Genomic DNA, 23,264 nt, shown 5'->3' on the forward strand with positions numbered 1-23,264 from the left:
CCTCAAGAGGCGGGCGGTTCGAAGCGGCCGTCGACGGCGGTCCAGCCACCGTCGACCGCGAGCACGGAGCCGGTCACGAACGACGAAGCGTCCGAAGCGAGGTAGACGACAGCGCCGGCCAGTTCGTCCGGACGCGCCCAGCGGCCCAACGCGCCCTTCTGCGCGTACGCGTCGTACCACTCCGGGTTCGCCTTGATCTGCGCGGTCAGCGGGGTCTCGACGACGCCGGGGGCGATCGCGTTGACCCGCACCCCGGCCGGGCCGAACTCCGCGGCGGCCGTCCGGAACAGCTGGACGAGCCCGGCTTTCGTCGCCGCGTACGGGCCCTGACCGGGCTCGACGGTCGTCCCGCGGATCGACGAGAAGCCGATGATGCTCCCCCGCCCCCGCGCGACCATGTCGGCGCCGAAGACGCGGACGACCTCGAATGACACACCGAGGTTCAGCGCGATGACGCGGTCGAACTCCTCCCGCGTGTAGTCCAGCAAACGTTTGCGGACGTTCGTCGCGGCGGTCAGCACGACGATGTCCTGCGGGCCGAGGTCCGTCGCCGCGCGGTCGATCGCGCCGGGTTCGAGCAGGTCGACCTCGTACGCCTCGCCGACGCCGGACTCGCGCGCGGCCTCGACGTCCCGGTCCGCGCACACGACTGAAGCACCGTGGGCGGCCAACGCTCGCGCCGCCTCACGGCCGATCCCGCCCGCACCGAGCACGACGGCCCGGCGGCCGTCCAGCCGGAACAGGTTCTCGTAGTTCACGGGCGCAGCACCGCCATCCTCGTCACGGTCAGCTCTTCGACGGCGAACCGCGGCCCTTCGCGGCCGATGCCGGAGTCCTTCACCCCGCCGTAGGGCATGGTGTCCGAGCGGAAGCCGGGCACCTCGTTGACGACGACGCCACCGACGTCCAGTTCGTCGAGCGCGCGGAACGCCGTGTTGAGGGAGCGGCTGTAGACGCTGGCGTGGAGGCCGTAGCGGGACGCGTTCACCGCGGCGAACGCTTCGTCCACATCGGACACCGTGCGCAGGCAGACGACCGGGCCGAAGATCTCCTCGTCCCAGGCCTCGACGCCGTCCGGGACGTCGAGCAGGACGGTTGGCCGCAGCACGGTGCCGTCGATACCCCCGCCGACCCGGCGAGCACCGGCCTTCTCGATCCACGCCTGGACGCGTTCGGTGGACGCGGGGTCGATCAGCGCGGACACCCGCGTCTTCTCGTCGCGGGGATCACCGACGACGACCTCGTCGAGCCGGGCCAGCAGCCGTTCGGTGAACTCCTCGGCGACCGACGCGACGACCAGGACCCGCTGCACCGAGATGCACGCCTGGCCGGACGCGTAGAAGCCGCCACGCACCACGGCGTCCACCGCGGCCTCGAGGTCGGCGTCGCCGGCGACGACCAAAGCCGCGTTCGAACCCAGCTCCAGCAGCGTTTTCGTCGGGGCCGCGTCCCGCGCGATGCGGTGCCCGACCGCGGCCGATCCGGTGAACGAGACCGCGCCGATCCGGCGATCGGTCGTCAGCGCGGAGCCGACGGACGCGTCGCCGGTGACCAGCTGGACCATGGCGACGAGCGGCGCGGCCGAGCGCACGAGGTGCACCAGCCAGAGCGTGGCCAGCGGGGTCTGCGGTGCCGGCTTGACGATCACCGGGCAACCCGCGGCGATGGCGGGCGCGATCTTGTGCGACGCGAGCAGCAGCGGGTAGTTGAAGCCCGCGATGCCGACGACCACGCCGATGGGCTTGCGCTTCCAGAACCCGACCAAGCCGTCGCCGGAGGGCAGGAGGTCCAGCGGCACGGTCTCGCCGTGCAGCCGCGACACCTCTTCGGCCGCGGCTTCCCACGTGACGATCGTGCGGGCGACCTCGACCCGGCAGTCGACCAGCGGTTTGCCGGTCTCGAGGACGAGCAGGTTCTCGAACTCCTCGCGGCGCTCGGCCAGTGCCGCAGCGACGTCGTTGAGCAGCTTGCGGCGGGTCCGCGAAGGCAGCGAAGCCACTTCGCGCGCAACGGCGACAGCCTCGTCGACAGCGCGCTTCGCCAGCTCGGGTGTCCCGATGGGCGCGGTGCCGACGACGCTCCCGTCGTAGGGGAAAACGATTTCCGCGGCGTCCACAGTGGACACCCAGTCCGCGCCGACCGGCAGGCCGTCCGGGTACTCAGCCATCGTCACCTCCGCTCAACCGGGCCAGTTCCGCACGCAGGTTCGGCGCGGCGGCCAGGAGTTCCCGGGTGTATTCGTGCTCAGGTGCGTCGTAGACCTGCGCCACGTCACCCAGCTCGACGATCTCGCCACGGCGCATCACGGCGACGCGGTCGCAGACGTGCCGGACGACGCCGAGGTCGTGCGACACGAAGATCAGCGTCAGCGCGAACTGCTCCACCAGCGACGCGAGCAGGTCGAGGATCTGACCGCGGACCGAGACGTCGAGGGCGCTGACCGGCTCGTCGGCGATCAGCACGCTCGGGTTCGGCGCGAGCGCGCGGGCGATCGAGATCCGCTGCCGCTGGCCGCCGGAGAACTGGTGCGGGTACCGCCCCGCCGCGTCCACGGGAAGCCCGACCGCCGCCAGCAGCTCGTCGACGAGCTTCGGGTTCCGGCGCCCCAGCGGTTCGGAGATGATGTCGGCGACGCGCATGCGCGGATCGAGCGAACCCATCGGGTCCTGGAAGACGATCTGCAGTTCGGAGCGCAGGAAACCCAGCTTGCGCTCGGGCAGGTTGTCGATGCGCCGGCCTTGGAACGAGACCGTGCCCGCGGTCGGCTTGTCGAGTGCGGCCAGCAACCGGACCAGCGTCGACTTGCCCGAACCGGACTCGCCGACGATGCCGAACCGCTGCCCCGCCTCGACGTCGAAGCTGACGCCGCGCAGCGCATGGACGTCCCGCCGGGCGTAGCGGCGTTCGAGGTCGCGGACTTCGATGATCATCGCCGGGCCTCCAGGTCCGAGGCGTTCAGCAGCTTGCGCGTGTACTCGTGCTTCGGCTGCGTCAGCACTTCGCGCGTCGAGCCCGCTTCGACGATCTCGCCGTCGAGCATCACGAGGACGCGCTCGCACACCGACGCCACCACCGCGAGGTCGTGCGTGATGAACAGCAACGCACTTTCACGTGAAAGTGCGCTCTTGATGAGGGCGAGGATCTGGGCTTGGACCGTGACGTCGAGGGCGGTCGTCGGCTCGTCGCAGATCAGCAGGGACGGCTCGTTGGCCAGCGCCATCGCGAGCACCACCCGCTGCCGCTGGCCGCCGGACAATTGGTGCGGGTACGCGCGGGCCGTGCCCGGCAACCCGACCGCGTCGAGCAGCGCTTCAGCGGATTGACGGCGACCGTGGATGCGCCCGGGTTCGGTGACCTGGCGGCCCACCCGCATGGCCGGGTTGAGCGCCGTCATCGGTTCCTGGAACACCATGGCCAGCTCATCGCCACGCAGGCGCGAAAAGTCCTTTTCGGACATTCCGAGCAGCTCGCGGTCGTTGAGCCGGATCGAGCCGGACGCGCGCAGTTCCTCGGGCAGCACGCCCATGATCGACAACGCCGTCAGCGACTTCCCGGAGCCGGACTCGCCGATCAGCCCGACGCGCTCACCCGCGCCGATCTCGAACGAGACGTCGCGAACGAGCGAAGAAACGCTGAGCCCCGTGACGGAAAGGGTCATACCTTCGCCACCAATCGGGGGTCCAGGCGGTCGCGCAGGCCGTCGCCGAGAAGGTTGAAGCCCAGCACGGCGACGGCGATCGCGATGCCCGGCACCAGCGCCAGCCGCGGTTGGACCGTCAGCAGTTCCTGGGACTCCTGCAGCATCCGGCCCCACGACGGCGTCGGCGGGCGCGTACCGAAGCCGAGGAACGACAACGCCGCTTCGGCGAGCACGGCGATCGCGAACGACACCGACGCCTGCACGATCAGCAGTCCCGAGATGTTCGGCAGCACGTGCCGCACCGCGATGGTCAGCTTCGACCGGCCGCCGGCCCGCGCGGCGAGCACGAACTCCGTGCTCATCACCTGCAGCGTCCCGGACCGGGCGATCCGCGCGAACGACGGGATGGTCGCGATGCCGATCGCGACCATCGCCGTGAGCGTGTCGGCTCCGAACACCGCGCCGAACATGATCGCCAGCAGCAGCGCGGGGAACGCGAGCACGAGGTCGTTGACGCGCATCACGAACTCGCCGAGCCACCGCGGCGACATCCCGGCCAGGATGCCCAGCGGCGTGCCGATCACCGCGGCGATACCGACCGCGACGACACCGACGTACAACGTGGTGCGCGCGCCGACCATGATCTGGCTCAGCAGGTCACGCCCGAACTTGTCGGTGCCGAACAGGTTCGAGCCGCCGAAGCCGAGCAGGCGGTGCGCGGCGTCGACCTTCACCGGGTCGAACGGCGTCCAGAAGAACGACAGCACCGCGGCCAGCACGACCAGGCCGACGAGCACTCCGCCGATGACCAGATTGCGCATCACGAACCTCGCAATCGCGGGTCGAGCACGGTGTAGAGGACGTCGACGACGAAGTTGACCAGCAGCACGCCCACCACCAGTACGAGCACGATCCCCTGCACGGTCAGCAGGTCGCGGGACGCGACGGCGTCCAGCAGCATCGAACCCAGGCCCGGCAGCACGAACACGCGCTCGACGACCACCGTGCCGATCAGCAGCGTCGCGAGCTGCAGGCCGAGCACGGTGACCACCGGGACCGACGCGTTGCGCAACCCGTGGCGCACCAACGCCTGCCCTGGCCTGAGGCCCTTCGACCGCGCCGTACGCAAGTAGTCCTGGCCCAGCGTGTCCAGCACGGCCGAGCGCACGTAGCGCGTGAGCACCGCGCCCTGCACCAGGCCGAGGGACAGCGCGGGCAAGATCAGGCCGCGGAAGAACTCGCCGAAATCCTGGTTCGGCGGAGTCCAGCCACCTGACGGCAGCCAGCGCAGCTGCACGGCGAAGATCTGCACCAGAACAATCCCGGCGAGGAACGCGGGGATCGCGACGCCGATCTGCGACAGCACGGAAACGCCCGCGCCGGACGCCTTCCGGTGCTTCACCGCGGCGAACGTGCCCGCGGGAATCGCGATCACCAGCGCCACCACCATCCCGGCGCCGACCAGCCAGAGCGTGACGCCGAGGCGGTCGAGCAGCTGCGGGCCGATGGTGTCGCGCGTGACGTACGAGCGGCCGAAGTCGCCGTGCAGCACGCCGCCGATCCAGTCGAAGTACTGCGTGACCAGCGGGCGGTCGATGCCGAACTCGGCACGCGTCTTGGCCAGCAGCTCCGGCGTCGCGTTGACACCGAGCGCGACCTGCGCCGGATCGCCCGGCAGCACGGCCATGAACAGGAACACCACGATCGACGCGACCAGCACGCTGACCACGAAGATCGCCACCCGGCGCAGCACCTTGGCGGTCATCGCGGTGCCAATCCGGTGAGGTCGAACGACTCGCTGACCTGGTTCTGCACGAACCCGCCGACCTTCGCCTTCGCGACGATGACGTTGGGGAACAGGAACAGCCAGTCGGCGGCGGCATCGGTGTTGAGCTGCCGCGCCACCTGCTTCATGTCGGCGACCTGCTGCTCCGGCGTCCCGCTGTCGGCTTCGGCCAGCAGCTGCTGGACGCGCTTGCTGTCGTAACCCCAGTAGTACTTCGGTTTCCCGAACGTCGTGATGTCGCGGGCCTCGACGTGCTGGATGATCGACAGGTCGTAGTCGTGGTCGGTGAACACCTGCTTCAGCCAGACCGCCGGGAAGTCGAGGGGCTCGATCGTGGTCCGCACTCCGACGTCGGCGAGCTGCGACTGGACGACCTGCGCGGCCGACACCGCGTACGGCAGGTTCGGGATCCGCAGCCGCAGGTTCAGGTTCGTCGCACCCGCCTCGGTCAGCAGCGCCTTCGCCTTCGCGGGGTCGAACGGGTAGACGTTCGAAAGGTCCTCGTACCAGGGATCGGTCGGCGGGACCATGCTGCCGATCAACGTGCCGCGCCCCGCCCACGCCGTGTCCAGCAACGCCTTCCGGTCGATCGCGTACGTCAGCGCCTGGCGCACGCGGACGTCGTTCAGCGGCGCCCGCGCGTTGTTCATCGCCAGCGTGACCTCGCTGTTCGACGTGCCCTGGACGACCTGGAACCGGTCGTCCGCCTGGAACTGCGGGATCGAGTCCGGCGCGGTGATCGCGGAGATGACGTCGATGCCGTTGCTGTAGAGCGCGTTGTTCAGCGCCGTCGGGTCCTTGATGTACTTGAGGACCACCGTCTTGTACGCCGGCTCCCGGCCCCAGTACCCGGGATTCGCCTTCAACACCACAGAGTCGCCGCGCTTGCGCGCCGCCACGACGTACGGCCCGGTGCCGATCGGCTTGTTCGCCAGGTCGGCGACGCCGGTCGGGCTGAACATCGCGCCGAGCCGGCTGGTGAGGCTGAACAGCCAGCCGTTCGACGGCTTCGAGAGCACGACCCGCGCGTGGTCCGGCGCCACGACGTCGACGTGGTCGACGACGTCCATCGTGGACTTGATCGAGATCGTCCAGTCGGTCTTCACGCGCAGCAGCGAGAACTTGACGTCCTCGGCGGTGAACGGCGCGCCGTTGCTGAACTTGACGCCCTGCTGCAGCTGGAAGTCGTAGGTGCGGCGGTCCGGGCTGATCGTCCACGACTTCGCGAGCAGCGGGACCACGCGCCCCTGCGAGTCGAGCTTCACCAGGCCTTCGTAGACGTTGTAGAGCAGCGCCTGCGGGATCGCGGCGCCGTCGGTCTTGGTGAAGTCGAAGTTCGCCGGCTCCGCCGTGAAGCCGACGGAAAGCGTGTCCGGACCAGCGGAAACGCTCGCCGACGAGCCGGCCGAGCAGCCGGACACCACGAGCAGCAGCACCGCTGCCAGCAGGGGAATCCGGGCTTTCATTCGGCCTCCAGGTCAGTACACTGGTCTGACCAGTAGCCTGCACTGAGCGGACGACGAGGTCAAGATGCGGTTCGAACCGGTGGCTCCGGTCCGCGCGTACGAGCGGGTCGTCGAGCAGATCGAGGAGGCCGTCGTCAGCGGCGCGCTCAAGCCGGGGGAACGCCTGCCCAGCGAACGCGAGCTGATGACGCAGTTCGGCGTCGGCCGCTCGACGGTCCGGGAAGCCTTGCGAGTGCTGCAGGCCGCGGAAATGATCCGCTCGCGGCCCGGCGACCCGCGCGGACCCGAGGTGCTGGCCGCGTCCCCCGCCGCGTTGCACCGCTCGATGCACCGGCTCGCGCGGGCCGACCACGTCGGGCTGGCGGAGTTGCTGCAGTTCCGGATGATCCTCGACGGCTCGGCCCACCTGCTCGCCGCCGAACTCCGCACCGAAGACGACCTGACCGGCCTCGACACGGCGTTGGAGGCGATGCGCGAAGGCGTCTCGCACGGCTATGCGGAGTTCAGCCGCGCCGACGTCGCCTACCACGAAGTCATCGCGCGCATCTCGCGCAATCCCCTGCTGGTGGTCAGCGAAGAAGTCGTCCGCGGGGTCGTCCTGGAACTGATCGAGGACAAGCTCGAACACGCCAGCAACCGGACGTCGCTGATGCGCGCGTGGCTCTCCCACCACGCCGAAGTGCTCGACGCGATCCGCTCGGCCGACGGCGCCGGCGCGGCGCACCTCGCCAAACAGGCGTTGTACGACAACTACGCCGAATACGTACCCGCCGCGCAACGGCCGCTGCTCGCGCCGTTGCTTCGGTCCTAGACTGGGCTGGATGGACACGGCGAAACGGGACGGCGTCGGGCTCGCGCTGTCCGGGGGCGGTTACCGCGCGATGCTCTTCCACGCCGGCGCGCTCTGGCGGCTCAACGAACTCGGCTGGCTGCCGAAGCTGACCACCGTCTCGAGCGTCTCCGGCGGTTCGATCGCCGCCGGCGTCCTGGCGCACGCGTGGCACAAGCTGTGGTTCGGCGAAGACGGCGTCGCGGAGAACTTCGGCAAGGAAGTCGTGCAGCCGCTGCGGAAACTGGCCCGCACCAACCTCGACGTCCCGGTGACGCTGAAGGCCATGGTGATGCCGTGGCGCAGTGCCGGCGAGGAACTGGCCCGCCGCTACGCGAAGCACCTCTTCGGCGACTGCCGCCTCGCGGACCTCGACCCGGCCGGCCCGAACTTCGTGTTCACCGCGACCAGCCTGCAGGACGGCTCGCTGTGGTGGTTCTTCCGGCAGCCCGGCCCGCACGGGCAGGTACCGCTGGCGACCGCGGTCGCGGCGTCGTCGGCCTTCCCGCCGCTGCTCTCGCCGGTCGTGATCCCGGATCCGCACCAGCCGGACCGCAAGATCGTGCTCAGCGACGCGGGCGTGTACGACAACCTCGGCCTCGACCCGATCGAGAACCAGCGCGCGACCGTCCTGGTCAGCGACGCGGGCAAGAAGATGAAGCACGAGGAACGGCCGAAGCACAACTGGCCGATGCAGCTGTTCCGCGTGCTGACCGTGATGGACAACCAGGTCCGCGAGCTGCGCACCGGCTCGCTGCTGAAGTCCTACCAGGACAAGCAGTTCGCCGGCACGTACTGGGCGACCTACAGCGACATCACGCACTTCGAGCTGCCGGACGCGCTGCCGGCGCCGATCGAACGGACCCGCGAGCTGGCCGAGACGAAGACGCGGCTGTCCCGGACGTCCGAGCAGGTGCAGGACCGCCTGGTCAACTGGGGGTACGCGGTCTGCGACGCCGGGATGCGGCGCTGGGTCTGTCCCGGTTCGACGGTGCGGCCGGAGTTCCCGTACCCGGGCGGTGTCTAGGCCGCGAGGTTCGCGTAGACGACGATGTTGTCCTTGTAGCTGTGCGCGGCGTGGTCGAAGACGCCACCGCAGGTGATCAGGCGCAGCTCGGGCTTGTCGCTGTTGCCGTACACGGCGTCCTTCGGGAACGTGTCCTTCTGGACCTGCGTGACGCGGTCGACGACGAACTTCAGCTTCTTGCCGTCGCTGCGGTCGATGTCGACTTCGTCGCCGGGCACGAGGTCCTTGAGCTTGTAGAAGATGCCGGGCATCTTGTCGCCGTCGACGTGCCCGAGCACGACGGCCGGGCCGACGTCGCCGGGCACGGGCGAGAGCTGGTACCAGGCGGCCTGCATCGGCTTGTGCACCGACGGCACGGAAATCGAGCCGTCGGTCTTGAGGCCCACCGAGATGAGGCTGGAGTCGGCGCCGATCTTGGGGATCTTCACCGACGTCGGCCGCAGGCCCTTGAACGGCGCGGTCACCGGAACCGACGACGGCACCGGCGCTGCCGCCTTGGGTGGTTCCGTCGCGGAACTGCAGCCGGCCAGCGTCAGCGCGAGGGCGACCGCGACGGCTGCCCGGCGGACGTTCACCGGGCCGTGCCGCCGAAGCCCGTCTCGATCCCGCCCTTGGGCGTGACCTTGACCTGGGCCTTCGGTGCGGCGTTGCCGGCAGCGGCCGAGGTCGCCGTGGTGACGGGCGCGGTGGTGACGGGCGCGGTGCTCGACGGCACGCTGGTGGTGCTCGCCGGCGTGCTGGTGGTGGTCGGCACGCTGGTGGTGGTCGGCGGGTTCGTGGTGCTGGTCTCCGGCGGCGGCGCCTGCTCGAAGGTGACGACACCCTCTCCGTCGACGCCGGCGCAGGTCCAGCTGAACTTGCCGGTGGTCGTGCCCGGCGGCAGCTGGGCGACGCGCACGGAGTAGTGCCAGATCCGGCCGTCGGCCCCGTCCTGGTCCGGGCCGCCGGTGACGTCCAGGTACTGGGTCGCCACGTTCCCGGGTGCGCCGGCCGCGCAGTTGATGGTGAGGCTGCCTTCGCCGCCGACGCCGACCACACCGGCGCCGGTGTTGTCCTGGTAGTCGTCCGCCGGCGGCTCGGACTCGTCCGACGTGGTGGTCGTGGTCTTCGGCGGCTTGGTCGTGGTGACGCCGGTCGTCGGGTCCGCGGACGTGGTCTCCGTGGTCGTGACCGGAGTGGTGGTTTCCGAAGTGCTCGGCGCCGTGGTGGTCGTCGTCTCCGACGTGGCGGTCGTGGTCGGCGACTCGGGCGCGGTGGTGTCCGTCTCCTGCGCCAGCGCGACCGGCGCGGCGACGAAGGTGGCCAGCACCGCCGCGGAAACGACTCCCGCGACCCGGTTCAGCGTTCTACCCACGATGACTCCCAACGGCGGTTGAACTGCGATGCCGCGACTATCGACGATTTGTCGACCGGCGTTACTCCGCTAACGCGGTGTTCAGGTCCCGCCACAGGTCGTCAGGATCCTCGAGACCGACGCTGAACCGGACCAGCCCCGGTGGGACGCGCTCCTCGCCGGGGAGCCACGCCCGCCGTTCGACCAGGCTTTCCACACCGCCGAGGCTGGTCGCCGGGACGATCAGCCGGGTCGACGCGCAGAACCGGTCGGCGGCCTCGGCGTCGGCCAGGTCGAAGGAGACCATCATCCCGAAGCCCGGGTAGCGCACCCGCCGGACCGCGGGGTGCTCGCCGAGGCGCCCGGCCAGCAGCGCGGCGGTGCGGGACTGCTCGGCCAGCCGGACCGGCATGGTCCGCAGGCCCCGCAGCGCGAGCCACGCTTCGAGCGCGCCCGGCGTCGAGCCGACGCGGGTCCGCGCGCCCTTCAGCTCGGCCGCGACGGCCGGGTCTTTGGCCACCGTGATGCCCAGCAGCAGGTCGCTGTGCCCGCCGATCAGCTTGGTCGCGCTGTGCACGACGACGTCGGCGCCGAGTTCGAGGGGCCGCTGCTGCAACGGCGTCGCGAAGGTGTTGTCGACGACGACCCGGCCGCGCGCGGCGGCGGCGATCATCTCGATGTCCATGACGTCGAGGGTCGGGTTGGTCGGCGACTCGAGCCAGACGAGATCGGACGTCGCGGCTTCGGCGACCCAAGCTGCGGTGTCGGTCGGCTCGAGCTCGGTGACGGCGAGCTTGCCGAGCTTCTGCGCGTGGGCGAGCACCCCGCGCGTCACGGCGTAGCTGAACGTCGGCACGACCACCCGCGACCCGACCGGCAGCAGGTCCAGCACCGCGGACAGCGTCGCGACACCGGACGCGAACGCCGTCGCGTGGCCACCTTCCAGCGCCCCGACGGCTTCTTCGAGCGCGTGCCAGGTCGGCGTCCCGTCACCGCGCGCGTAGACGGAGTCGCCACCGGCCCGGTAGGTGCTGGTGGCGACGAGCGGGGTGTTCAGCGGCTCGCCGGGGCCGTGCGGCCGGCCGGCGGTGATGGCCTTGGTGCGGGGCGTCCAGTCGTCCATGCGATCACGGTAACCGCAGGTCATCCCCCGGTCACTGTGACGAAGACGGCCGGCTCGCCCCCGCGTCCAGGGGCGAACCGGCCTGGCTCCTTCAGTGCGAGTACACCTCGAACTCGTAGAGCGAGTACCCGTACTTCGTGCCTCGCTGGACGCCTTGCAGCTTCACGAACCGGGCCTGCGTCGGTGTGAAGGACACGTTGTCCTGCCCGCCGTTCCCGTCCGTGACGACCGCCGCGTCCGTCCAGTTCACCGCATCCGGCGAGGTCTGGATCTGGTAGCTCTTGCCGTACGCGGATTCCCAGCTCAACGCCACCCGCGAGACCTGCTGCACCGAACCGAGGTCGACGGTGATCGCCTGGTCGTCGCTCCAGTCGCTGGCCCAGCGGGTCGAAGCGTTGCCGTCGATCGCGTTCGACGCCGGCGAGGGGTAGAAGCCCGTCTCGGCGCTCGTGGCGCTGACCGTCTTCCCCGGCGCGAGGTTCGCGATGTTGTCCCCGCGGTGGGCGGTGTACTCGACGACCTGCTGGAACGTCGGGCGGTTCTGCCAGCTGATCTTGTCCTGCGTGATGCCGCCGAGCGCGTTGTGCACGATCGTGTCGGCACACCACTGGTCACCTGCGGAACAGCTCGCGTCACCGGGGTAGACGGTGTTCGCGGCCTGGCCGGCGGCGGTGGTCAGCGAGTCGACGAGCGCCTGGCGGCACGTGGTGACGTTGCCGCCGCCGCAGAACGTCTGGCCGAGCGGGCCCGCGACCGGCTGGCCGAGCACCTGCCGGATGTCCTTGCTGACGTAACCCCACCAGCCGAACTGGAACGACGAACCCTTGTGCGGCTGGCCGGTGTGCTGGCCGTTGCCGTTCTGGAAGCCGGACGGGCTTTCGTTGATGCCCAGCACGCCCGTCATCGCGTTGTAGGCGTTGTCGCCCAAGCCCGGCTTGAACTCGGCCTGGACCAGCAGCGGCCACCAGGCGTCGAAGATCCGGATCGCGTCGGCGTCGGCGTAGGCCTTGCTGCCCGCCGAAGTCTCCTTGCGCTGCTGACCGTGCGTCAGCCACGCCTTGAGCTTCGCCTCGGCGTCGGCCGCCGCACCGGTGGTCGGCGTCTTGTCGAGCACCTGCAGCAGCAGCGGCAGGACGCGCTCGGCGCGCAGGTCGGACAGCGCGGCGTCCTCCATCGCCTGGGTCAGGTTGACCCGGGTCACCTTGGTGCCGCTGGAGATCAGCTGCTTCACGCGCGAGTCGAGCAGGTCGACGCGGTGCACGGCGGACTTGTCCGCACCGGCGGCCGCGTAGCCGTTGGCCTGCGCGTTGTTCCAGCTGACGTAGTAGTCCTGGTTGACCGACTGCGGGTGCTGCGACGCCGGGGTGTAGTTCGCGACGTTGCCGTTCGGGTTCCAGCCGGTCCAGTCGTGCCCCTGGTCACCCCACACCGGCATGTTCGGGTCCACATTGGACTGCCGAGCCGGGTTGGCGCCGGAGTTGAAGTACGCGATGTCCTTCGAGTCGGCGTAGAACCAGTTGAACGTGAAGTTGATGTCGGCCGCGGCCTTCTGGAAGTCCGCCGCGGACTTGACGTAGCCCGGGTCATTCAGCTCCTGGAAGCCGATCAGCGAGTCGGCCTCGTGGAAGAGCGAGGACCGCAGCTGCGCGTACGCCACGGGTTTGCCGCCGACCGTCGCCCGGCTGGCCACCGGGCCGTACTTCGTCCGGTAGCTGCGCAAGGTGTACGAGCCGGCCGCGGTGCCGTCGGCGACCGTCGGGCTCCAGGAGTTCTTGACCTCCACGGTGTCCATCGGCACGCACTGGCCCTGGTAGGTGTAGTAGTTCGAGTCCTTCGTCGGCGCCTTGCCGCTCGGGTCGCACAGGTTCAGCGCGTAGGTGTCGATGATGTCCTGCGCCGACGTCGTCGCGCTCCACGAGTAGTCCTGGCCGCGGCCCAGCAGCACGTACATGCTCAGCCCGGCGAAGGCCGCGCCGCGGGCGCTGATGCCCGGGCCCTGCAGCTCCTGCAGCAGGAGCAGCTGCGGCGCGAAGTACCCGGTCTGCGGGCCGAAGACGGCGACCGGGTGGCCGCTGGCGGTCTTCGAGCCGGACACGACGAGCGCGTTCGACATGCCGTGCTTGTCGGTCAGCATGTCGCCCGGCAGCACGCCGTTGTCGAACATCCCGCGGGCGGGCTCCTGCGCGGCCGGCGCCGGGACGTCCACGGTGGACGGCGTCGCGGTGGACGCCGAGCCGGTCTTGTCGAACACCAGCTGCTGCGGCGTCACGGACCCCTTGTCCGGCAGGGCCTGCCCGACGGCGTTGGCCGGGGTCTTGCCGTACGGGAAGTTCTGGCCGTCGTGCAGGGTCTTGACGGCCTCGGGGTCGTCCTCGGACCGCAGGCTCTGCCAGACCTTCTCACCCTGCGTGGCGCCGTACTGCTCCTGCAGCGCCAGCTTCGCGACGGCGTTCTGCACCTCGCCGCCACCGCCGGCGCCGAACTCGGCGCCGACCAGCGAGGCGAGCGCGACCAGGTCGGTCAGCTTGAACGGGTCGATGGTGCCGGCGTTGGTGATCGCGTCGACGTGCCCGGTGAGGACGTACTCGCCCGGGAAGTAGCGGCCGCTGTGGGAGTCGGTGATGTACTTGTTGATCCCGTCGACGTACGCCTGCGCGTCGGCGAGGCCCTGCGCGCCGCGCGGGCCGCTCGCGGCGACGTTGTCGATCTGCTTCTGCAGCTCGGCTTCGGTGTAGGGCGCGTTCGCGAAGAAGCTCTGCTCCAGCTCGCGGTTGGCCTCGGCGCCGCCGGCGAACGACGTCACCTGGCCGCGGGCGGCGTGGCGCAGGACGTCCATCAGCCACAGCCGGTCCTGCCCGGCCGCGTACCCGGCGCCGAACTCGGTGCCGGCGCGCGTGGTGCCGGTGATGTGCGGGACGCCGAGGGACTTGTCGCGCACGATCGTCACGTCGGAGCGCGGCTGGATCGTGCTGGCGACCTGGTCGGCGGCGACGCCGAACGACGAGTCGTTGAAGTACTGGTTGATCGCCCCGGTGGTCAGCGTCTGGTAGCCGCCGGCCAGGGACGAGTACTTGCCGAGCTGGTCGCTCGCGTGCGCCGGGCGGGTGCCGAGCACCTTGTGCGCCAGGATGTCCGCGAGGGTGGCGCTGCCGTTTTCGCCGGGCGGCAGGATGTCGCTGCACTGCCCGCCGCAGTAGTCGTTGGGCGCCGCGGCCGCCTCGGCGGCCGGAGCGGTGACAGCGACCTGGGTGAGCCCGGCGACCAAGCCCGCCAAAGCCGTCAAGGTCAAGGTGCGGATGCCGCGTCGCATCAAGGCTCCCTCGGTCAAGGAGAGTGACGAAGCGCACGCTACCCACCAGTAGGACAAGTGTGAAGACTTTTCGCGTTTTTCAGCCCTTGGACGTAGTCCGTTCGGCGCAGCCTCGCGCGCGTGGGTACGGTGAGTGCCATGACCTTGGAAAAGCCCCAGATCGACCGCCCCGAGGGCAACCCTCCGGCCGACCTCGAGATCACCGACATCACGGTCGGTGACGGCACGGAGGCCACGCCCGGCAAGGCTGTCACCGTGCACTACGTCGGTGTCTCGCACTCGACCGGCGAGGAGTTCGACGCGTCCTGGAACCGCGGCGAGCCGCTGCGCTTCGGCCTCGGTGCCGGCCAGGTCATCTCCGGCTGGGACCAGGGTGTCGCCGGGATGAAGATCGGCGGCCGGCGCAAGCTCGTCATCCCGCCGCACCTGGGCTACGGCGACCGCGGCGCGGGCGGCGTCATCAAGCCGGGCGAGACCCTCATCTTCGTCGTCGACCTGGTCGGCGTTAACTGACTTTCCGGCGGTGGCGGGGATTCCCGCCACCGCCTTTTCGTTTTTCGCTACCCTCGCCCCCGTCGCCGGCTCTCGAAGCCGGCCCTGATCCGGGGGTTTTTCCCATGCACACTCGCGCTTTGCTCTCCGCAACGCTCTTCGCGCTCGCCGCGGCGGTGGTCACCGCGGCACCGGCTTCGGCCGTGGCCAACGGCTCCGACGTCCCGCAGGGGACGTTCAAGTTCGCCGCGAAGCTGACCATGACGGACATCCCGAAGCCCGACGGCACCAAGTACAACAGCGCCTGCTCGGGTTCCCTGATCGCCAAGAAGTGGATCATCACGGCCGGCCACTGCTTCCACGACGCGGCCCGCAACCCGGTGTCCGGCCCGGTCCCGTACCCGACGTCGGTCCTGCTGGGCACGACGACCGTGGACAAGCCGGGCGTCACCCGCAACGTCGTGACGGTGTACCAGTCGCCGAGCAACGACATCGCGATCGCGGAGCTCGACGAGCCGGTCTTCGGCATCGAGCCGCTGACGCTCAACCGCCGGACGCCTTCGATCGACCAGAAAGTCACGCTCGCCGGCTGGGGCGCCCTCACCTCCGTCGACCCGACGCCGGGCACGAAGCTGCAGCAGGGCCAGATGAAGGTCGCGACGGTCGACCCGCAGTACGTGGGAGTGAAGGGCTTCGCCCCGACGTCGACGACGAGCGCGTGCACGTACGACTCCGGTGCGCCGTACTTCGTCCCGTCGGGCAAGGGCGGCCGGATCGTTTCGGTCGAGAGCGATGGGCCGGACTGCCCCCACGACCAGGCGGAGACCACGGCTCGCGTGGACGTCGTCGCGGACTGGATCGCTTCGCACATCGGCTGACCTCCTTCCGGGCGTCACCCGGTGGGCCATCGGGTGACGCCCGGCCAGGGAATTCCGCGGGGAGCGCCCCGGCCCTAACGTCGAACGTCGATCATCGACTCGACGAAGGGGAAGAATGCGCCTGCGCGCTCTGCTCGCCGCTGCTGTCCTGACCATCACCGCCACCCCTGCCGCCTTGGCCGCGCCAGGGGTCGCCCACGGCTCGGACGTCCCGCCGGGGCAGTTCGGGTTCGTCGCGAAGCTCGCGATGACGAAGATCCCGCGCCCGGACGGCTCGACCTACAGCAGCTACTGCACCGGCTCCCTGATCGCCCCCGCCTGGGTCCTGACCACCGGCCACTGCTTCCACGACGCGAACCGCAACCGCGTCTCGGGCAAGGTCCCGTACCCGACGACGGCGACGCTGGGGCTGGTCGACGAAGCCACCGAATCCGGCGTCGCCCGCAAGGTGATCGAGGTGGTCCAGGCCAAAGAGAACGACGTGGCACTGGTGAAGCTCGACACCGCGGTGACGACGGTCCAGCCCCTCAAGGTGAACCGCACGGTGCCGAAGGTCGGACAGCAGCTGACCCTGGCGGGCTGGGGCAGCCTGACGGGCACCGACCCCAAGCCGGCCTCCCGCATGCAGCAGGGCACGGTGGCGGTGGCCAAGGTGGAGCCGGCGACCCTGGGCGTCCGCGGCGCGGCTCCCGAGATCACGACGAGCGCGTGCACGTACGACTCAGGAGCCCCCTACTTCACGGGGACCGAACTCGTGGCCCTGGAGGCGACGGGCCCGGGCTGCCCCCACGCGGGCATCGAAACGACGAGCCGCGCCGACATCCTGGCGGCCTGGATCGCCAAAACGACCGCTTGATACACCTCGAACTCCGCCGTGAGCGAACACCACGCAGAGCCAAACGGGTGATATTCCCCACCTGAGTAAGGCACCGTGGGGGGTCCGGGGGGCTCGGCCCCCCGGGAGATATAGGGCCAACGGAAAAGGGGCCCCGGCGTCAGCCGGGGCCCCTGAACAGCGTGGGCGAGGAGGGAGTTGAACCCTCACGTCCTTTCGGACACACGGACCTGAACCGTGCGCGTCTGCCATTCCGCCACTCGCCCGAGTGCTTCTCTGCGACAGCGAGGAGAAGACTAGCAGGTCGTTTGCACCGGTTTCACCGGGGGCCGTGTCGAGGCTCGCTCACCCGGATAGGATCGATAGCGGAAGCACACGTGTGAGGAGGTTTTCCCCGGTGAGCCGCGTCGAGCGTTTTGACAGACGCCTCGAGAACCTGGTGGGGAACACTTTCGCGCGCATGTTCGGTGGCAACGTCGTCACGCAGGAAGTGGCGATCGCCCTGGAGCGGGAGAGTGAGGAGAACGTTCGTGAGCTGGCAGGCGGTCGGCAGCTCGCCCCCAATCACTACATCGTGTCCCTGGGGGCGGCTGACCACGAGCGCATGGCCGGTGACGAGCAACGGGTCACCCAGGTGCTGGCCAAGGCGGTGGCGGAACACCTCGCCGCCGAAGGCCTGGACACCTATGGTGACGTCGTCGTATCACTCGAGCGCAACGAGGCGCTGCATACTGGACAGTTCAAGACCCGTTCGTCCGTCGATCCCGACGCCCGCCCCTCAGGCGCCGGTTCACCGCGGTCGGCACGACCCAGCAACGCAGGAGACCCAGCAATGAGCCAGCCCCCCGGCTACGGCCAATACGACCAGGGTGACCCGTACGGCCAGCAGGGCCAGTACGGCTACGGACAGCAGGGTGGCCAGCAGCCCGGGTACGACCAGGGTTACGGCCAGCAGCAGGGCGGCTACGACCAGTACGGCCAGCCGCAGCAGGGTGGCGCCTACGACCAGGGTTACGCCCAGCAGCAGGGTGGCTACGAGCAGGGCGGCTACGCCCAGCCCCAGCAGGGCGGCTACGACCAGGGTTACGGCCAGGCCCAGCAGCCCGGCTACGACCAGGGTGGCTACGCCCAGCCCCAGCAGGGCGGCTACGAGCAGCAGGGTGGCTACCAGCAGGGCGGGTACGACCAGTACGCCGGCCAGCAGCAGCCCGGCTACGACCAGTACGGCGGCCAGCAGCAGGGCGGCTACGACCAGTACGGGCAGCAGCAGGCGTACGGCCAGCCGGCCGGTGCCGACCCGTACGCCCAGCAGCAGGGTGGGTACGCCCCGCCCGCGGCCGGGCGCCAGCTCGCGGCGAGCCTGCAGCTCGACGACGGCTCGAACCGGACGTACTCGCTGAAGCAGGGCGGGAACGTCGTCGGCCGCGGCCAGGACGCGGACTTCCGCCTCCCGGACACCGGCGTCTCGCGCCGGCACCTGGAGATCACCTGGGACGGCCAGAGCGCGACGCTCGCCGACATCGGTTCGACCAACGGCACGACCGTGAACGGCACTCCGGTCCAGACCTGGCAGCTCGCGGATGGCGACGTCATCCGGGTGGGGCACTCGTCCCTCGTGTTCCGTACACAGGGCTGACTGGGGGCACGGAATACTGTTCCCGCAGAATTGACGTGCGGGGGGACCGCGGCGTACCCGCGTCGCGGCTGCACGGACGAGTCGGGAGCGGACACACCAAGTGCCAGAGCTGGTCGTACAACTCACCAGGGTGGGCTTCCTCGTGCTGCTCTGGCTCTTCGTGTTCGCCGCGCTCAGAGTCGTCCGCTCGGACCTCTACGCGGCGTCGGGTATGCGCGTCCAGGTGCCGACCTTCGGACGCAAGAAAGAGAAGAAGCCGCGCAACAGCAAGTCGCCGCAGCAGCTGCTGGTGACCCATGGTGCGCTGGCCGGAACCCGCATCGCGCTCGACGGACGGCCGATCCTGATCGGCCGTGCCGACGACTCCACGCTGGTGCTCGACGACGACTACGCGTCGACCCGGCACGCCCGGATCGCCCAGCGCGGTGAGGACTGGTACGTGGAAGATCTGGGCTCGACGAACGGCACGTATCTGGACCGGGCTAAGGTCACTGCACCCCTCCGGGTCCCGCTCGGAGTCCCCATCCGGATCGGCAAGACGGTGATCGAGCTTCGCCCATGACTCTCGTCCTCCGCTACGCAGCCCGCAGCGACCGGGGCCTGGTGCGTTCGAGCAACCAGGACTCCGTGTACGCCGGCCCTCGCCTGCTCGCGCTCGCCGACGGTATGGGTGGCCACGCGGCGGGTGAGGTGGCCAGCAAGGTCGTCATCGCCTCGCTCGCGCCGCTCGACGACGACGAACCCCGCGACGACCTGCTCGCCCAGCTGCGAGAGGCGGTGGCGAACGGCAATGCCGCGATCGCCGAACTCGTCTCGCAGGACCCGGACCTGGACGGCATGGGCACCACGCTCACCGCCGTCCTGTTCGCCGGCACCCGGCTGGGGCTGGTGCACGTCGGCGACTCGCGCGCCTACCTCCTGCGAGGCGGTCAGTTCGCGCAGATCACGCGCGACGACAGCTTCGTCAACGAACTGCTCGAACAAGGCCGGATCACGCCCGAGGAAGCCGCGGTGCACCCGCAGCGGTCGCTGCTGCTGAAGGCGCTCACCGGGCACGAGGTCGAGCCGAGCTTGACCGTGCGCGAAGCCCGCTCCGGCGACCGGTACCTGATCTGCTCGGACGGCCTGTCCGGCATGGTCAGCGACGAAACGCTGACCGAGGCCGTGCAGATCCCGGACCCGCAGCAGTGCGCGGACCGGATGATCGAGCTGGCGCTCAAGGGCGGCGGCACCGACAACGTCACGGTGATCATCGCCGACGTCGTCGACGTCGACTTCGGTGAGGACGCGCCCATCGTGGGCGGCGCCGCCGGGGACGGCAGCGACGAGCTGCACCAGGGCGACTCGCCCGCGGCGCGGGCCAGGGCACTCACGCAGCCGGCGCCGCAGCCGCGGCCCGAGCTGCCGCAGCCGAGCGAAGATCCGAAGGCCAAGCGCCGGAAGCGGTTCCGCTGGCTCGCCGGGGCGCTGGTGGTCCTGATCGTGCTCGCCGCGGCCGCCATCGCCACCCGGTACTTCGTCCTGAGTCAGTACTATGTCGGCGAAGGTGCGGACCAGGAGGTCGTGATCTACCGCGGCGTTCCCGGCAGCATCCTCGGCATCGACCTGCACACCTACGAGCAGGGCTCGTGCCCGCCGAACCAGGTGTGCACGGACAAGCTGCGCGTCGACCAGCTCCAGGAAGACGCGCGGCTGGCGGTGCAGAACGGCGTCAAGAAGGACAGCCTCGACGACGCCCGGAAGTACATCGACGACTTCCTGCAACTGCACAAGCGCCTGAACAACTGCGCGCCGGCGGGCGGCCAGCCGTCCCCGACGCCGACCCCCACGGTCTCGCCGACGTCCACACCGTCGGCCCCGGCCGGCTCCACTGCTCCGTCGTCGGCGAACCAGCCAGCGGGGAGGGACTGCTCGACGCCGAGTTCGACGGCACCGACGACGGGAGGCGGTAACTGATGAGCCAGCCCGCCGCGCGCGCCGCCGAGCCGCTCGCCGCGCAGTTCCAGACGAACCCGCCGCGCGACGTCCCGACCCGCCGCAACACCGAGCTGGTGCTGCTGGGGTTCGCCGCGTTCATCGTCACCATCGCCCTGGTGCTGGTGGAGGCGAACCAGGAGCAGCAGCTCACCTGGTCGATCGTCTGGCTCGGCCTCGCCTACCTCGCGATCTTCGCCGCGGCGCACCTGGCGGTGCGCAAGTGGGCGCCGTACGCGGACCCGGTGCTGCTCCCCTGCGTCGCGCTGCTGAACGGCATCGGCCTGGTGATGATCCACCGGATCGACCTGGCACTGGCGGAGCGCGCCGCGCAGAACGGCAAGGACTACACCCCCGCCGTCACCGCCCAGGTGCTGTTCACGGTCATCTCGCTGGCGTTCTTCGTCGCAGTGCTGGTCTTCGTGACCGACCACCGCACGCTGACCCGCTACGGCTACACCGCGGGCCTGGTCGGGATCGTGGCGCTGGCCTTGCCGGCGCTGCTGCCGTCGAGCCTGTCCGAGGTCAACGGCGCCAAGGTGTGGCTGAAGCTGCCGGGCTTCTCGATCCAGCCGGGCGAGTTCGCGAAGATCCTGCTGATGATCTTCTTCGCCTCGTTCCTGGTGTCGAAACGCGACCTGTTCATGGTGGCGGGCAAGAAGTTCCTCGGTGTCGAGCTGCCGCGCGCGCGTGACCTGGGCCCGATCCTCATCGCCGCGGTCGCCTGCATCGGCATCCTGGTGTTCGAGAAGGACCTCGGCACGTCGCTGCTGTTCTTCAGCGTCATCCTGATGATGCTGTACGTGGCGACCGAGCGGATCATCTGGGTCGTCCTGGGCTTGAGCTTCTTCGTCGGCGGCTGCCTGATCGCCTACAACCTCTTCACCCACGTCCAGCAGCGCGTCGCCAACTGGCTGGACCCGCTGGCCACCTACGACAAGCTCGGCGGCGGCTACCAGATCGCGCAGGGCCTGTTCGGGCTCGGCACCGGCGGCATCGGGGGCACCGGCCTCGGCGCCGGGCGCCCGGACATGGTCCCGGAGGCGAACACCGACTTCATCACCGCCGCGATCGGCGAAGAGCTCGGCTTCATCGGCCTCGCCGCCGTCCTGATGCTGTACCTGCTGGTCGCGATGCGCGGCATGCGGAGCGCGCTCGCGGTGCGGGACACGTTCGGCAAGCTGCTCGGCGGCGGGCTGGCGTTCACCATGGTCATGCAGATCTTCGTCGTCGTCGGCGGGGTCACGAAACTCATCCCGGAGACCGGTATCACCGCTCCCTTCTTGTCGAAGGGTGGTTCGTCGCTGCTGGCGAACTACATCCTCGTCGCGCTGCTGCTCCGCGTCTCGGACGCCGCCCGGCGGCCCGCGGCGCGGCCGAAGCCGCAGGCCCAGCCCCAGGCACCGATCGCCGAGGCGCACACCGTGCTCGTGCAGCGCCCGCCGGCGGACGGGGGCGCCCAGGCATGAACACCCCGCTGCGCAAGGTCGGCATGGCGATGCTCGTCATGGTCGTCCTGCTGCTGGCGAACGCCACCTACATCCAGGTGGTGAAGGCCGACGACTACCGCACCGACTCGCGCAACGCGCGGGTCCTCTACGACGAGTTCGCCCGCCGGCGCGGCCAGATCGTTTCGCAGGCGAACGGCGAAGTGCTGGCGAAGGTCGACCCGTCGAACGACAAGTACAAGTACACCCGGTCCTACGTCGACGGGCCGATGTACGCCCCGGTCACCGGCTACTACTCGATCAACTACGGCTCCGGCGGGCTCGAGCGCTCCGAGGACGACGTCCTCAACGGCTCGGACCCGCGGCTGTTCGTGCGCCGGCTGTCGGACATGGTCACCGGCCGCGACCCCAGCGGCGGCAACGTCCGGCTGACCATCGACCCGGCCGTCCAGAAGGCCGCGTACGACCTGATGACGCAGCGGAACTACACCGGCGCCGTCGTGGCGCTGGAGCCCAAGACCGGCCGGATCCTGGCGATGGTGTCGACGCCGTCGTACGACCCGAACAAGCTGGCGTCGCACACGTCGAAGGCGCAGACCGACGCCTGGAACTCCTACGTCAAGGACCCGAAGAACCCGATGCTGAACCGGGCGATCTCGGAGACCTACCCGCCGGGGTCGACGTTCAAGCTGGTCACCGCTTCGGCCGTGCTCGAAGACGGCAAGGGCCCGGACACCCCGGTCAACCCGGCGCCGAACACGAAGCTGCCCGGCACGAGCGTCACGCTCGAGAACTACGCCGGCGAGACCTGCCCGGGGAACACGTTCAAGGACGCGCTGGCGCACTCCTGCAACGTGCCGTTCGCGGAGTTCGCGGGCCAGCTCGGCGCGGACAAGATGAAGAAGACGGCGGCGAACTTCGGCATCGGGCAGACCGACCTGACCGTGCCGATGAAGGTGGCGCCGTCGACGGTGGGCCCGCTCGACTCCCAGGGCGCGCTCTACCAGAGCGGCATCGGCCAGCGCGACGTCCGGCTGACCCCGCTGCAGGACTGCCTCCTCGCGGCCACCGTGGCCAACGGCGGGATGGCGATGAAGCCACAGCTGGTGCAGTCGGTACTGGCGCCGGACCTCTCGACCATCGAGGACTACAGTCCCACCGAGCTCACCGGCACGGCGGCACTCTCGTCGTCGAACGCCGCGATCCTCAAGGACATGATGATCGCTTCCGAGGGCTTCACCAAGGGTGGCGGCAAGCGCGCGGACATCCAGATCGCGTCGAAGACCGGCACCGCCGAGCACGGCACGGACTCCAAGAACACTTTCCCGCACGCCTGGTACACCGCCTTCGCCCCGGCGAACGACCCGCAGATCGCGGTCGCCGTCATCGTCGAAGACGGCGGTAACCGCGGGCTCGCGGCCACCGGCGGCTCGGTCGCCGCCGAGATCGGCCGCGCGGCGATCAACGCGAAACTCGGGGGTGGATAG

Annotated in this window: 21 protein-coding genes and 1 tRNA gene; 10 read left to right on the plus strand and 12 right to left on the minus strand. The window is 69.9% G+C overall.

Going from position 1 to position 23,264, the window contains the following annotated elements; all coding sequences use genetic code 11:
- Window positions 1-2 precede the first annotated feature (2 nt).
- Genes QQ657_RS18280 through QQ657_RS18310 form a run of 7 tightly spaced genes read right to left on the minus strand, consistent with a single transcriptional unit; the run spans window position 3 to window position 6,892 of the window.
- On the minus strand, window positions 3-758 hold the full coding sequence (locus QQ657_RS18280; RefSeq protein ID WP_284743371.1) for an SDR family NAD(P)-dependent oxidoreductase: 756 nt from the start codon (window positions 756-758) through the stop codon (window positions 3-5).
- The gene (locus QQ657_RS18285) at window positions 755-2,167 is read right to left on the minus strand and encodes an aldehyde dehydrogenase family protein (protein WP_284743372.1); all 1,413 of its coding nucleotides are present in this window, start codon (window positions 2,165-2,167) and stop codon (window positions 755-757) included. Before QQ657_RS18285 ends, QQ657_RS18280 begins: the two co-directional genes overlap by 4 nt.
- Window positions 2,160-2,930 carry an ABC transporter ATP-binding protein gene (locus QQ657_RS18290; protein WP_284743373.1) on the minus strand — a complete coding sequence of 257 codons (771 nt, stop codon included), beginning with the start codon at window positions 2,928-2,930 and terminating at the stop codon, window positions 2,160-2,162. The genes QQ657_RS18285 and QQ657_RS18290 overlap by 8 nt, the downstream gene beginning before the upstream one ends.
- The gene (locus QQ657_RS18295; RefSeq protein WP_284743374.1) at window positions 2,927-3,658 is read right to left on the minus strand and encodes an ABC transporter ATP-binding protein; all 732 of its coding nucleotides are present in this window, start codon (window positions 3,656-3,658) and stop codon (window positions 2,927-2,929) included. The genes QQ657_RS18290 and QQ657_RS18295 overlap by 4 nt, the downstream gene beginning before the upstream one ends.
- Complete coding sequence (locus tag QQ657_RS18300; RefSeq protein ID WP_284743375.1) at window positions 3,655-4,461, minus strand: ABC transporter permease; 807 nt, start codon at window positions 4,459-4,461, stop codon at window positions 3,655-3,657. The genes QQ657_RS18295 and QQ657_RS18300 overlap by 4 nt, the downstream gene beginning before the upstream one ends.
- On the minus strand, window positions 4,461-5,405 hold the full coding sequence (locus QQ657_RS18305) for an ABC transporter permease (protein WP_284743376.1): 945 nt from the start codon (window positions 5,403-5,405) through the stop codon (window positions 4,461-4,463). The genes QQ657_RS18300 and QQ657_RS18305 overlap by 1 nt, the downstream gene beginning before the upstream one ends.
- Window positions 5,402-6,892 carry an ABC transporter substrate-binding protein gene (locus QQ657_RS18310; protein ID WP_284743377.1) on the minus strand — a complete coding sequence of 497 codons (1,491 nt, stop codon included), beginning with the start codon at window positions 6,890-6,892 and terminating at the stop codon, window positions 5,402-5,404. The genes QQ657_RS18305 and QQ657_RS18310 overlap by 4 nt, the downstream gene beginning before the upstream one ends.
- 64 nt (window positions 6,893-6,956) lie before the next feature.
- On the opposite strand from QQ657_RS18310, the gene QQ657_RS18315 reads away from it, so the two are divergent.
- Complete coding sequence (locus QQ657_RS18315) at window positions 6,957-7,703, plus strand: FadR/GntR family transcriptional regulator (protein ID WP_284743378.1); 747 nt, start codon at window positions 6,957-6,959, stop codon at window positions 7,701-7,703.
- Window positions 7,704-7,713: 10 nt separating this feature from the next.
- Window positions 7,714-8,748, plus strand: coding sequence for a patatin-like phospholipase family protein (locus tag QQ657_RS18320; RefSeq protein WP_284743379.1), 1,035 nt, complete (start codon window positions 7,714-7,716; stop codon window positions 8,746-8,748).
- Here QQ657_RS18320 and QQ657_RS18325 read toward each other — a convergent pair.
- The 4 genes from QQ657_RS18325 to QQ657_RS18340 all read right to left on the minus strand — a co-directional run bounded on the left by QQ657_RS18325 (window position 8,745) and on the right by QQ657_RS18340 (window position 14,514).
- Complete coding sequence (locus QQ657_RS18325) at window positions 8,745-9,323, minus strand: class F sortase (protein ID WP_284743380.1); 579 nt, start codon at window positions 9,321-9,323, stop codon at window positions 8,745-8,747. The two genes, QQ657_RS18320 and QQ657_RS18325, sit on opposite strands and share 4 nt — an antisense overlap.
- Window positions 9,320-10,102, minus strand: a complete 783-nt coding sequence (locus QQ657_RS18330) for a hypothetical protein (RefSeq protein WP_284743381.1) — start codon at window positions 10,100-10,102, stop codon at window positions 9,320-9,322. The genes QQ657_RS18325 and QQ657_RS18330 overlap by 4 nt, the downstream gene beginning before the upstream one ends.
- Before the next feature lie 61 nt (window positions 10,103-10,163).
- A complete protein-coding gene (locus tag QQ657_RS18335; protein WP_284743382.1) occupies window positions 10,164-11,204 on the minus strand; it encodes a trans-sulfuration enzyme family protein in 1,041 nt (346 codons plus the stop codon).
- A 91-nt stretch (window positions 11,205-11,295) separates the two neighbouring features.
- Complete coding sequence (locus tag QQ657_RS18340; RefSeq protein ID WP_284743383.1) at window positions 11,296-14,514, minus strand: penicillin acylase family protein; 3,219 nt, start codon at window positions 14,512-14,514, stop codon at window positions 11,296-11,298.
- Between the two features lie 138 nt (window positions 14,515-14,652).
- Between QQ657_RS18340 and QQ657_RS18345 the strand changes: the two genes are divergently transcribed.
- The 3 genes from QQ657_RS18345 to QQ657_RS18355 all read left to right on the plus strand — a co-directional run bounded on the left by QQ657_RS18345 (window position 14,653) and on the right by QQ657_RS18355 (window position 16,740).
- On the plus strand, window positions 14,653-15,027 hold the full coding sequence (locus tag QQ657_RS18345) for an FKBP-type peptidyl-prolyl cis-trans isomerase (RefSeq protein WP_284743384.1): 375 nt from the start codon (window positions 14,653-14,655) through the stop codon (window positions 15,025-15,027).
- Window positions 15,028-15,131: 104 nt separating this feature from the next.
- Window positions 15,132-15,884 carry a S1 family peptidase gene (locus QQ657_RS18350; RefSeq protein WP_284743385.1) on the plus strand — a complete coding sequence of 251 codons (753 nt, stop codon included), beginning with the start codon at window positions 15,132-15,134 and terminating at the stop codon, window positions 15,882-15,884.
- 115 nt (window positions 15,885-15,999) lie between these two features.
- A complete protein-coding gene (locus QQ657_RS18355; RefSeq protein ID WP_284743386.1) occupies window positions 16,000-16,740 on the plus strand; it encodes a S1 family peptidase in 741 nt (246 codons plus the stop codon).
- A 162-nt stretch (window positions 16,741-16,902) separates the two neighbouring features.
- Here the strand turns inward: QQ657_RS18355 and QQ657_RS18360 are convergent.
- Window positions 16,903-16,985: transfer RNA gene (locus QQ657_RS18360), tRNA-Leu, on the minus strand.
- Window positions 16,986-17,116: 131 nt separating this feature from the next.
- Between QQ657_RS18360 and QQ657_RS18365 the strand changes: the two genes are divergently transcribed.
- The 5 genes from QQ657_RS18365 (at window position 17,117) to QQ657_RS18385 (ending at window position 23,264) form a co-directional block, all read left to right on the plus strand.
- Entirely contained in the window at window positions 17,117-18,355 is a 1,239-nt protein-coding gene (locus tag QQ657_RS18365; protein ID WP_284743387.1) for an FHA domain-containing protein, read from the plus strand.
- Between the two features lie 100 nt (window positions 18,356-18,455).
- Window positions 18,456-18,917 carry an FHA domain-containing protein FhaB/FipA gene (locus QQ657_RS18370; RefSeq protein ID WP_003079002.1) on the plus strand — a complete coding sequence of 154 codons (462 nt, stop codon included), beginning with the start codon at window positions 18,456-18,458 and terminating at the stop codon, window positions 18,915-18,917.
- A complete protein-coding gene (locus QQ657_RS18375) occupies window positions 18,914-20,311 on the plus strand; it encodes a PP2C family protein-serine/threonine phosphatase (RefSeq protein ID WP_284743388.1) in 1,398 nt (465 codons plus the stop codon). The genes QQ657_RS18370 and QQ657_RS18375 overlap by 4 nt, the downstream gene beginning before the upstream one ends.
- Window positions 20,311-21,798 (plus strand): FtsW/RodA/SpoVE family cell cycle protein, encoded by a 1,488-nt coding sequence (locus tag QQ657_RS18380; protein ID WP_284743389.1) that lies wholly within the window; start codon window positions 20,311-20,313, stop codon window positions 21,796-21,798. Before QQ657_RS18375 ends, QQ657_RS18380 begins: the two co-directional genes overlap by 1 nt.
- Window positions 21,795-23,264, plus strand: coding sequence for a peptidoglycan D,D-transpeptidase FtsI family protein (locus tag QQ657_RS18385; RefSeq protein ID WP_284743390.1), 1,470 nt, complete (start codon window positions 21,795-21,797; stop codon window positions 23,262-23,264). Before QQ657_RS18380 ends, QQ657_RS18385 begins: the two co-directional genes overlap by 4 nt.

The sequence above is a fragment of the Amycolatopsis ponsaeliensis genome (assembly GCF_030182635.1).
GTDB lineage: Bacteria > Actinomycetota > Actinomycetes > Mycobacteriales > Pseudonocardiaceae > Amycolatopsis > Amycolatopsis ponsaeliensis.